General features: G+C 45.3%; 12 protein-coding genes. 4 read left to right on the plus strand and 8 right to left on the minus strand.

Annotated features, from left to right (window positions below; genetic code table 11):
• Window positions 1-11: 11 nt before the first annotated feature.
• On the minus strand, window positions 12-332 hold the full coding sequence (locus tag MHM87_RS18585) for a BolA/IbaG family iron-sulfur metabolism protein (protein ID WP_014948226.1): 321 nt from the start codon (window positions 330-332) through the stop codon (window positions 12-14).
• 5 nt (window positions 333-337) lie between these two features.
• Complete coding sequence (locus MHM87_RS18590; RefSeq protein WP_039224473.1) at window positions 338-979, minus strand: alpha-ketoglutarate-dependent dioxygenase AlkB; 642 nt, start codon at window positions 977-979, stop codon at window positions 338-340.
• Window positions 980-1,296: 317 nt separating this feature from the next.
• Here MHM87_RS18590 and MHM87_RS18595 point away from each other — a divergent pair, with 317 nt between their 5' ends.
• Complete coding sequence (locus MHM87_RS18595) at window positions 1,297-2,529, plus strand: methyltransferase (protein ID WP_239260626.1); 1,233 nt, start codon at window positions 1,297-1,299, stop codon at window positions 2,527-2,529.
• Window positions 2,530-2,578: 49 nt separating this feature from the next.
• Entirely contained in the window at window positions 2,579-3,187 is a 609-nt protein-coding gene (locus tag MHM87_RS18600; RefSeq protein ID WP_014975652.1) for a peptidylprolyl isomerase, read from the plus strand.
• Window positions 3,188-3,224: 37 nt separating this feature from the next.
• Here the strand turns inward: MHM87_RS18600 and MHM87_RS18605 are convergent, their stop codons facing one another.
• The 5 genes from MHM87_RS18605 to efp all read right to left on the minus strand — a co-directional run bounded on the left by MHM87_RS18605 (window position 3,225) and on the right by efp (window position 9,216).
• On the minus strand, window positions 3,225-3,743 hold the full coding sequence (locus MHM87_RS18605) for a GNAT family N-acetyltransferase (RefSeq protein ID WP_049589108.1): 519 nt from the start codon (window positions 3,741-3,743) through the stop codon (window positions 3,225-3,227).
• Between the two features lie 99 nt (window positions 3,744-3,842).
• Window positions 3,843-4,460 carry a gamma-glutamylcyclotransferase gene (locus MHM87_RS18610; protein WP_110288521.1) on the minus strand — a complete coding sequence of 206 codons (618 nt, stop codon included), beginning with the start codon at window positions 4,458-4,460 and terminating at the stop codon, window positions 3,843-3,845.
• A 170-nt stretch (window positions 4,461-4,630) separates the two neighbouring features.
• A complete protein-coding gene (locus MHM87_RS18615) occupies window positions 4,631-7,141 on the minus strand; it encodes a TonB-dependent receptor (protein ID WP_239260628.1) in 2,511 nt (836 codons plus the stop codon).
• 177 nt (window positions 7,142-7,318) lie between these two features.
• Window positions 7,319-8,287: an elongation factor P--(R)-beta-lysine ligase gene (gene epmA / locus MHM87_RS18620; RefSeq protein ID WP_239260630.1), complete on the minus strand. Its 969-nt coding sequence runs from the start codon at window positions 8,285-8,287 to the stop codon at window positions 7,319-7,321.
• A 359-nt stretch (window positions 8,288-8,646) separates the two neighbouring features.
• Window positions 8,647-9,216, minus strand: coding sequence for an elongation factor P (gene efp / locus MHM87_RS18625; protein ID WP_014948217.1), 570 nt, complete (start codon window positions 9,214-9,216; stop codon window positions 8,647-8,649).
• A gap of 36 nt (window positions 9,217-9,252) precedes the next feature.
• On the opposite strand from efp, the gene epmB reads away from it, so the two are divergent.
• Complete coding sequence (gene epmB, locus MHM87_RS18630) at window positions 9,253-10,278, plus strand: EF-P beta-lysylation protein EpmB (RefSeq protein ID WP_239260632.1); 1,026 nt, start codon at window positions 9,253-9,255, stop codon at window positions 10,276-10,278.
• A 1-nt stretch (window position 10,279) separates the two neighbouring features.
• Here the strand turns inward: epmB and MHM87_RS18635 are convergent, their stop codons facing one another.
• Window positions 10,280-10,471 carry a hypothetical protein gene (locus MHM87_RS18635; protein ID WP_014948215.1) on the minus strand — a complete coding sequence of 64 codons (192 nt, stop codon included), beginning with the start codon at window positions 10,469-10,471 and terminating at the stop codon, window positions 10,280-10,282.
• A gap of 280 nt (window positions 10,472-10,751) precedes the next feature.
• Between MHM87_RS18635 and MHM87_RS18640 the strand changes: the two genes are divergently transcribed.
• Entirely contained in the window at window positions 10,752-11,084 is a 333-nt protein-coding gene (locus tag MHM87_RS18640; protein WP_239260634.1) for a hypothetical protein, read from the plus strand.
• Window positions 11,085-11,254: the final 170 nt, after the last annotated feature.

Below are 11,254 nucleotides of genomic sequence, written 5' to 3' on the forward strand. Positions count from 1 at the left end.
CAAAAAGAGCGTTATTGGTCGTGCTTGCTACCACCTAGGCAGTTTGGCGATACCATAGATTGCCCACCTCGAGCTTCCCACTCTGTCGGCGTATACGTGTGAAGTGCCAACGCATGAACAGGCCCCTGCAGCGCTTCAGCCGCAAGACCGTTAATTTCTCTGTGTCTCGCTATTAAGCGCTTACCCTCAAAAGCATCACTCACTACCGTTACTTTGAAATGACTCTGAGCCCCTTCTGGAACATTGTGCATAAAACTCTCATCTACAACCTCGAGAAAACTCGGGTTAAGTGCAGCTTCAATCGTAGTTTCCAGAAACGCTTTTACTTGCATTTGGCTTACCTTGTTCTGTGAATAAGATGTCGGAATGTAAGATTAATTCTACCACCGATAGGCTTAGCCGTCTTCGCAATACCGTGCACATAATGACTTTGTGTTGTTCCTGCCATAATTAATACACTGCCGTGCTCAAGCACCTGTGTATACTTTTCCTTTGTTTCTTTGTGCTTAAAAACAAAGGGCCTTGCTTCACCTAAGGTGACGGATGCAATAACCGGGTTTATACCCAACTCAGGCTCATCATCTGAATGAAAGCTCATGCTATCTTGTCCGTCACGATACCAATTCGCTAACACACTGTTGAACTTTGTATTTTGGGTTGCAGCACATAACGCTTCACAACAATCCTTAATGCTTAAAAGGCTGTTCGTCCACGGATTTGGCGACATGGTTAAATTCGAATAGGTATAGGTGCAATCGTCATCGCCGTGCCAGCTCTGAAGGCGGGGAATTTTTACCGGCTTGCCAAACAATCTGATCGAGTCCTGACGCCAGGGTAACTCGGCCTTCAGTAACTCAAAAAAAGTATCTGCATCATTTTTTGATAGCGCGTGAGGAAAATAAGTGACATCGCCCTCTGACAGCGGGAGCTTATGAGATGAGCTATTGTTTTCTGGGGTCTCGAAAAGAGAAAACTGCATGCGTAACTATGATATTTCCGGTGATTTTTAATTTTGGCTATGGGCACTTGATCTCAAAAGTGCTTAAACACACCTTTGAAGTTCCCCTAATTACACCTTAATTACGCATGCATTGCTAATGTGGATTTTTCTGCGAGCTATAAAAGTGATTCTTTCACCATTACATTGTCACCATCAACATTGCACGGCATAAGAATGACACGTTATTGGTTAGAGCCGCGTGGCTGATATGATAAGATAGGCAGCGCGTACATAAACCAAATAGGCATTCCCAAAAGTATGTGAGTGCTTTGAGCCTTCTCTGAAAACAGACTCCAATGAATACAGAATTTATTTTTGCCGACCGACAATTTTCGCTTATTCGCTACCCTGAAAAGCACCAGCACATAAGCCTTCAAGCATGGGATAGCGCTGATGAACTCGTTATTGAGCACATTGAGAACTTATTAAGTGAAGCGTCGCTTTCAATTGGCAGTGGTGACAATGATGGCTCAATGATGATTTTTAACGACGATTTCGGCGCGTTAGGTTGTTGGTTTTCGCACTTAGCACCTTACTGGGTATCTGACTCCTACATATCTTTGCGATCACTCTCTGAGAATTTAAAAGCCAATCATTTACTGGGTAATGCAGAAACGAGCAATAAAAACGGCCTGCTAACCGCGCCGCTGAAAACCTTGACTAGCGTGCAAAGCTTAACGTTTAAGCCAGAAAAGGCGCCGAGTCTTGTTGTGCTGAAGGTCCCCCGCGCCCTTGCACTTCTTGAACAGCAGCTTATTGATTTACAAAAATATATAACACCTGACACGCGTGTTATCGCAACCGGTAAAGTGAAGACCATCACAAAATCCGTACTCAACCTATTTGAACGATATATTGGCCCCACCACCACGTCCCTTGCCAAGAAGAAATCGCGGCTTGTGTTCGCTTCGCCTCGTGAGTCAATAAAACTATCTGACTCGCCCTATCCGACGCGCTGGCAGTGTAAAAGTACGATGGGAACGGCGTTAACTATAGACAATCTGGCGAATACGTTTTCCCGACAGTCATTAGATATAGGCGCTCGCATTATGCTTGAACATATGACGGTGAGCGCTAATGATGTGGTGGTAGATTTAGGCTGCGGCAACGGAGTACTGGGGGTTAATGCCCTTTCTCTTGCCCCTGATGCCAAAGTAATATTTGTGGATGAGTCCTATATGGCATTAGAAAGTGCCAGACTCAATGTGCTCAACAACTTCCCGGATAAAATTGATCAATGTGAGTTTGTTGCAAGTAATTGCCTTGAAACATTAATCAATAGAGAGAATAAACCTGCTGTTACCAAAATTCTGTGTAACCCACCGTTTCATCAACAAAACGCAATCACTGACCATATTGCATGGCAAATGTTCACTGATTCCCGGGACGTACTTATTAAAAGCGGTCACTTAGTGGTGGTTGGTAACCGGCACCTCGACTATCACATTAAACTTAAAAAGTTGTTTGGTGGCGCTAAGGTACTTGCGAGTGACAAAAAGTTCGTTATCTTAGGCACTGCAAAACGATAAGCGAACAAAAAACATGCGCGAATTAAGGAAAACATTTAAAGGCATTTTTATGAAGAAAATACTTTTATCACTGCTGACCGCTATCATGCTAATAGGCAGCAGTTCACCCGTTATGGCCAAGAAAGACGATGGGTCTCAGGTTCAGCCAGATAACTATTACCCTCGGGTGAAAATAGAAACCACCATGGGCGATATTGTGGTTGAACTGGACAGAAGACGTGCGCCAATTACCGTAAATAACTTTCTTCGTTATGTTGATAAGCGCGCCTACGAAGACACCATTTTTCACCGCATTGTGCCTGGTTTTGTTGTGCAAGGTGGTGGTTATACGGCAGACTTCAACGGCAAGTCGAACTTTCCAGATATCTTCAATGAGTCTGGTAACGGTTTGACTAACGACCTGCACACTATTGCAATGGCAAGACAAGGTGACCCGCATACCGCAAACCGACAATTTTTCTTCAACGTGAATGACAACAGCAGCTTAAACCCCGGAAGAGACTGGGGCTACGCGGTTTTTGGCGTAATTGTTGAAGGCGAAGATATTGTTGATGCCATGTCGGAAGTAGAAACTGAATATTCGATTCGCCTTAACGCGAATAACGTACCCATTGAGCCGATCATTATTAAAAAGATGACCGTGTTACCGCCCTTATAGCGATTAACAGATACTAACAGCCATAAAGAGCAATGCTTTATGGCTGTAATTCCAACCTGAACAAATGCTGTTTTGGGAACGTTTTGTCGAAGTAAAAGCCCTGCTTGTTAAATCCTAAGCGCTGTAAAAGCTTCTGCGACGCCATATTTTCTGGGTGTGTCATGGCTGTTAGAAAACGATAGCCCTCAGAGGCAGACCACGCTATAACACACTGACATGCCTCATAACATATACCCTTGCCTCTTGCTTCAGGCAGCATGGCAAAGCCTAAATCTGGACATTCAAATGCAAAGCGATTGAAGAGACCACAAACCCCTAACGGTTGTTTGGTTTCGGTTAATTCGACAGCCAGCAGGCCATACCCCCACTCTTCGCGCTGCGCATTTGTTTTGCCAATGTAGTCACACGCATCGTCTACTGTATCGACATTTTTACTTCCAATGTATCTAAGCCATAGCGGGTCCTGCTGCAGCGCAAGTACCCAGTGTTTATCATCAAAAGTAAGCGGCCGTAGCGTTATTTTATCGTTTGTAAAAATAGCGGTGTTTGTGTTCACACTAATCCTTTTAGCAAAGTTTTTATGACGCGCATGTAGTACTCGCTTTTGTACCTCTACATTTGAACGTATAACTAGAAGTAAGACCTAAGGCAAACACTATCTCTTTGATAGAAGCCTGTCTATGTGCTCAAAGTGGTCTGGGTTGACCACTGCCGCGCGGGGGTACTTCGGGTTCGCTCTGTCGTTTACTCTTGGGTGCTCCCACAACGATGTATGGACGATAAATCGCTCGGCTTCCTCTATACCACCGTGCTCTAAGCATCCACTCAAGCATGTATCTACGTACGTTTGATGTACGGGATAGGCGTCATTTGCCTGTGTACAGTCGAGTGTTTCGCAAATCCAAAAGGTAAATTGTGCAAGCACATCGTCTAGAGACGCAGAACCCTTGTGTTGATGAAAGTTGAGTGCTTTAGCGCTTACTTCGACAAACCGATAGTCTTTTTCTCTCTCCTGTAAGGCAGGGTTAATTTGTGTTGGGATAAGCTGGGCGTTTAATTTGCTATGCGCATTGGCCACGGCGCCAACGTAAGTCTGCTTTTCATGAAGACTTCGCGTCACCCATGCCCTTTCGAAGCCAGAAACCGTCACAGGGATCCCTGGTGTAAAAATGTTGGAGTAGCGCTCTCGGCTGTCTTTGCTAAGTAAGCTTCCATAACCTAACACCATGTGTTTTTCGGTTTGCGTACTTAACCAATTCGCTATTTCATTCATTTTCACCTCTACTTCACAACCGCTCGACGTTTACCATCTTAAGCATGTTTATCTTTGCAGTTTATTCAACTAGAAAAAATCGTACTGACCACTTTCCCCCGAGTATAAAAAAAGGCGATGTACTGAGAGCCCCAATACATCGCCTTGTATACCGCAGTGGAGTTGTTTAATTAAAACAACGCTCTCACACCCATAGTAAAGTTTCTACCTGGAAGCGGTGCTTGGTCTTTTAAGAAAGATGTATGAACACGGGCTTCCTCGTCAGTTAGGTTTTCACCGCGCGCAAACACTACCCAGTCAATGCCCTGCGTGCCAAACTCATATTGCACGCTTGCATTAACCAAGGTGTAGCCGTCGGTTGCAGTCTCAAATGACGCAACTTCATTTTGGTCGTCGTACCACGTAAAGCCCACGTCAGCACTTAAACCATCGTTCACGTAGCTTAATTCACTACCAAAGCGCATAGGCGGCGTGCGCGGAAGATTGTCGTCTTCAATTTCTGCGCGGATATAGTCACCAAATACGGTTAAGCGTAGCGTGTCTGATAAATCAACGTAAGTTTCTGCTTCGAAGCCCCAGATGTCTGCGTCAGCCTGTTGGAAATAATAAATTGGCAAGCCTTCTTCATCGCCGTGTTCATCATGTCCAAGTTCTTCGTGCTCACTTTCTAATCCTTCCTCTTCGTGCTCATCGTGTTCTTCGTGCTCGCTGAGCGCAATTAAGCCTGTGCTTGTTTGGAAGATATAGTCATCTGCCTGATTGTAGAAGAAAGACGCACTATAGCCCCAGCTACCGGTAAATTTACGGAAAGTAATATCTAGGTTGGTACTAACTTCTTCTTTTACGCCTTTAAGTGTTTCTTCGATATGGCCTTCTTCATCCATATCAAATACTAAACCCACTTCGTAGCTTTGGGTTGCTAAATGCTGGCCTGCAGAAAAGAGTTCTTGCTGGCTAGGCGCGCGTTCGCTGCGTGATAAAGTCACTGCAATAGAGTGACCTTCCTGGTATTCCCAGTTAGCGCCCGCTGAAAGTGATAGGCTGGTGAAGTCGTAGTCAGGGAAGTTGAAAGCAACAGCATGCTCTTCGTGTTCTTCACCCTCATGCTCTTCATCGTGCTCTTCGCCTTCGTGCTCCTCACCTTCATGCTCATCATGTTCTTCATGCAATACGTCAAGTTCCACTTCGCTGGCATCAGCGTCTAATGTCGTTCGCTCTAGTCGGCCACCAAGCTCAAAGGTTACATCACCTACTTTCTTTTGTTCTATAACATAAAGTGCGTAGCTTGATGTGGTATTAGCGGGGGTAAAGGCTTCTTCGCCCACGGCATTGTAGTCACTATGATTAAACTGTAGCCCGAATACGCCGTGCCAGCCGTTCACTTCTTCGTGGTAAGCAGAAAGACGGATATCGCTCGACTCATTAGTAAATACGGTACCTGGTTCACCATCTTCAATTTCAGCATGTTCGTAATCGGTGTAGGCTGCGGCAAACTTAAGGTTTGTAAGTCCACGTACTGGAGAGTGCCACTCACCGGCTGCTTGATAACGGGTCATATCTACATCAAGTAACACGCCTTCTTCAGCGTGTTCTTCATGATCATGTTCTTCAAGGTCGTGGTCTTCGCCCTCATGCTCTTCATCGTGCTCTTCCTCACCATGAGCATGACTATGGCCAGGTACGCCATATTTATTGTCGAGTTGTTCAACAGCAAAACCGAAGTAGCCTTCTTCGGCCACGTAAGATAAACCTGCAACGACGTTACGCGTCTCCATTGCGCTGCTTTCTAGGACACCGTTTGGTTCATCTTCATCGGGTTCGATAGACGCAAAGCCCGGAAGATCCGCGTTGTCTGTATCGCGATAAAACCCGTCGACATGCCATGCAATATTGCCACTGCCACCCGTTACATCTGCACGGGTATACGAGCCGTTATTCACTGTGCTGTAGCTAGTTTCAGCTTCGCCTTCTACGCCGTCTAACTGATACTGAGGAATACGTTTGTCAACCACGTTAACCACACCACCAATAGCGCCACTGCCGTATTGGAGTGTTGCAGGGCCTCGAAGCACTTCCACCTGGGTTGCGCTTGAGAGGGTAGTTGCTATGTTATGATCTGGCCCAACGCGAGATACGTCAGAAACATCCAAACCGTTTTGAACAATCTTGACACGCGGGCCATCGTTACCGCGAATAACTGGGCTGCTTGAAACCGGGCCAAAATAAGTGCTGTGCACACCAGGCGCGTTTTTTAGGGTTTCCCCTAAGGTTGGTGCTTCTATTTTACGTAATTTTTCAGCACCAATTACGGTCACTGGCGTAACAGATTCCAGTACTGATGATTGAAGCGCATTGGCGGTAACCACGATATTTTCGACGGATGCAGGCTTTAAAACGAAGTCTACATTTTGATCCGTATTTACGTCGCCTAAGTCGTTATCACCATGAATGTAGTTTGAAGAATAAACATGTAAATGAATATGTGGCTGCTTTACATCGTCAAAACGGTAAATACCATTTGCATCGGTGTATGCTACACGGCGGCTGCCTTCAATCTTTACTTCAGCCCCTGCAACAGGTTGCCCTGCCGTGTCGGTGACTTTTCCCGTTACTGTGGTGGCATACACAGGCGCACTTAACAGCCCTGCTATGGACAAACTTAGCAGCGAACGCATTTTCATGGGTATCCCTCTGTGGATGTTATAACATTATTTAGTGATGTTATAACATTTTATCCATTACCCATTGCTTGTCAACCGCTGCTTTACTCACTTAATCTTATGTTTTTGCAATTTAATCGGACGCGCCTACTGAAACCCAAGGTTTAAGCAATTCATAACTAATTGGGCACGAAGGTACTAAGCCCTACTCACTGTGAAATTGATCACTCCTTGAATATGCTTCGCGTTGGTTTTAAGCATAAGCAAACGATCGATGCCCAGCGCCACACCCGCACACGGTGGCAAACCTGCGTCAAGCGCACTTAGAAAGTTTTCATCAATGGGCTTAGTGGGAAGGCCATGTTCTCTGCGTTTCTCGTTATCAGTTTCAAAACGCAGTCGCTGCTCTTTTGCTGCACTTAACTCATGAAAACCGTTAGCAAGTTCAGCGCCTTGGTAATACACCTCAAAGCGTTCGGCAACCCGTTCATCAGCTGGGCTTAGTTTGGCAAGCGCCGCCTGAGAAGCAGGGAAATCGTAGATGAAGCACGGTTTTTCGTTACCGATTTTAGGTTCGATTACATAGCTGAATAACAGTTGTAACTTGCTGTCATAGCTTAGATTTTGCGGCGCGTGAATATCTATTTTCTGCTCTTCCATTACCTCTAGCAAAACGTCGTTATCAGCACTCAACGGGTCAATATTTAAAAAGGTTTGAAAAGCTTGCTGATACGTCATCTTATCAGCCGAAGCTGTGTTTAAGGTTTCTTGCAGCAAGGCGTCAACCTCGTCCATTAGCGCAAAATGGTCAAAATCTAAGCGGTACCACTCTAGCATGGTGAACTCTGGGTTGTGCCAGCGCCCTTCACCTTCATGGCGAAACGCTTTACACACCTGATAAATACTACCGCTGTCAGCGCACAGTAACCGCTTCATGGCATATTCAGGGGAAGTTTGAAGATACAGCGTCGTTGGCTTACCGGATGAGGCAAAATTGAATTGGGTATCAAACGCATCTAAATGCTCGTCGGTAACCGTACCGTTTGAAAGTAAAGGCGTATCGACCTCTAACACGTTTCTTGCGTAAAAAAACTCACGGATTGTTCTGAGTAATTCTGCTCGCGCAACACGGGCTTCATGAGTGGTAGTAGGCTGCCAAGATTGCATGTATTCAAACCTAAAAAGAATAGCTAAAACAAAAAACCGGTACACAAAGGCACCGGCTTTACACATAAACAGAATGCGCGATATGCGCTTAATGCCAATCCGCATAGATCATTGCCCACTCAGAAGGCGCTGGCAAGCTTCATAGCGAAGCGTGGGAATGCAGGAATGTGTTCCCTCTCAAATTCCCAGAATGAAGCTAGGAAGCTTGCCAAACCTTCCCGAAGGGCGAGTTTAAAATGTCCGTACTCTTGTTGTGTCACCTTGATGTAGAACCACTATACCTGCGGCAACACGCCGCGATTACGAACATTTTAACTCTCGCTGAGTGAGTAATTATCTATGCGGACTGGTATAAGATATTATTTTTGTGCGCGAGACACGTATTCGCCAGAGCGCGTATCTACACGGATAACTTCGCCTGTTTGAACGAATAGAGGAACGCGAACAACTGCACCAGTGCTAAGCGTTGCTGGCTTACCACCAGTACCTGCTGTATCACCTTTAAGACCAGGATCAGTTTCAGTGATTTCAAGCTCAACGAAGTTTGGCGGCGTTACTGTGATAGGTGAACCGTTCCACAGTGTAATGGTGCAAACGTCGTTTTCTACCAACCACTTGGTATTCTCGCCTACCGCTTTTTCGTCTGCAGCGATTTGTTCGAATGTATCGTTGTTCATAAAGTGGTAGAATTCGCCGTCGGTGTACAAGTAGGCAAGTTCCGTATCCATTACGTCAGCGCCTTCTACTGATTCACCTGAGCGGAAAGTTTTTTCTAAAACTTTACCTGAAATAAGCTTGCGGATTTTTACGCGGTTAAACGCTTGGCCCTTACCCGGCTTTACGTATTCGTTTTCTAGAATGTTGCAAGGTTCGCCGTCCAGCATGATTTTCAGGCCGCCTTTGAACTCGTTAGTGCTGTAATTAGCCATAATTCCTCTGTCTAAACATAAGGTACAAAAAGTTTCGTGGAACAAATAATACCTAAAAAACCGATTTCTGTAGAGCATAACTGGCAAAAAGAATTAGCAAGTAGCTTTACTGATCCTGCAAAGCTATTGCAACACTTAGGTTTAGACCAAGAAAAATACGCACAACACATTAAAGCACGTCGTCTTTTTCCTATGCGTGTTCCACGACATTTTGTGGATCTGATGGAAAAAGAAAATCCCAACGACCCGCTGTTTTTGCAAGTCATGCCGCTCAGCGATGAATTCCTAACATCACCCGGTTATAGCGAAGATCCGTTAGACGAGCACGACACCGCAGGCAAAGGTATACTGCACAAATACAATTCTCGCGTGTTGTTAATGGTTCGCACTGGCTGTGCAGTAAACTGCCGTTACTGTTTTCGCCGCCATTTTCCTTACGCCGACAATGCGGTAAGTAAGCACCAATGGCTTGATGTGCTTGAATACCTTCGCAGTAATAACAAAATTAATGAGGTGATTTTTTCAGGTGGCGACCCACTGATGGCGAAAGATGAACATTTGTCGTGGTTAGCCAACGAAATTACCGCCATTCCCCATATAAAACGCCTGCGTATTCATAGCCGTCTGCCGGTAGTGCTACCAGAACGAATTAGCCATGACTTTGTTGAATGGTTTACCGCATTGCCGCTTCAAAAAGTATTAGTGCTGCATGCAAACCACGCAAATGAGATGTCAGAAACGCTAAAATCCCGATTAAAAAAACTACGAGAGAGAGGTGTGACTCTGCTCAATCAGTCGGTATTGCTAAAAGGCGTAAACGATTCCGGCGATGCCATAAGTGACTTAAGTGAAACGCTGTTTGAGGCTGGTGTACTGCCCTATTACTTGCACGTGTTGGATAAAGTGCAGGGTGCGAGTCATTTTTATGTGAGTGATGATGAAGGCCGCGAAATTATGGAAGAAGCGATAAAGCGCCTGCCGGGCTTCTTGGTGCCAAAACTGGTGAGAGAAATTGGCGGTCAACCCGGCAAAACGCCTATCGACTTACATTTGCATCCGTAACTTACGCGTAGGTATCAATGTTGGCGCCTAACGCAGGGTTTGAAGATGACGTTTTTGGTACGTCAGCGGCTGATTCCAGCAGCTGAAGCGACGCTTTTCCCTCTTGCTCTTGCTGGCTTTTTGCCAACTTAAGAGAGGCCAACTCAAGTGACGCACCGGACGTTCCAGAGGCACTAGTACCTTGTAGATCCATACCATTTTCCTTTGTTGCTTGTAGCAAAGTAAAAAAATGGGCAGAATTGCCCACCCTTACGGCGTGTTGTCCATTACATAAATAGCAAGCGGCTCAATTACCCGCAGACTTCGTAATTTACAACTGACTTCAGGTTATCGGCCTTGAAAGGCGAAACTTTAATCATTATTTACCGTGATACATTCGGCGTAGCATATAATGATAGCTGCGCAATATATATGAACATTAAGTGTGCGGCTAACGCGTGCACCGGATTACATTAGAAACAAAAGGCGTGACCATGCAACAGAGCCAAGAGATGCAAGCTGTCCATCAACAACTTCAAGAAACACTTCAAACGCTGCACCGCAAAGCCGTTGATGCCGACCAAATACTGGATAGTTTACAGCGCGATCAAAAAGGTAAGTTTGCAGCCGTATTCGCTGACGACAGCGGTTTTACCACATCAGCCAAGCGCTTTGGCCCCTATGTACAAGAAATTGCGAACGACTGGCAATCGCTAAAGGAACTGGATGATGAGGCGGCCAAACAAGCCCTAGCGCCATTAGTTAAAAAAATAGAGTTGGCGCTGGTGACCATTGCGCAATTTCAGCAATCCCTATCTAAAAGCTAGCGCGGGCTAAAATATATCTATAAACGAAAAGCCCGCTTTATTTGCGTAATGCCGATCAGTTAAGAAAATTTTCATGATCGGTTGACCGATCTTTTTAAGGCTTCAAAATCCGATATCAGTCTCTGGTATCGGATTTTTTAATGTCTTTACTTACAAACCTCGATGAAACA

Source organism: Alteromonas sp. Cnat3-28 (genome assembly GCF_022348265.1).
In the GTDB taxonomy this organism is placed as follows: domain Bacteria; phylum Pseudomonadota; class Gammaproteobacteria; order Enterobacterales; family Alteromonadaceae; genus Alteromonas; species Alteromonas macleodii.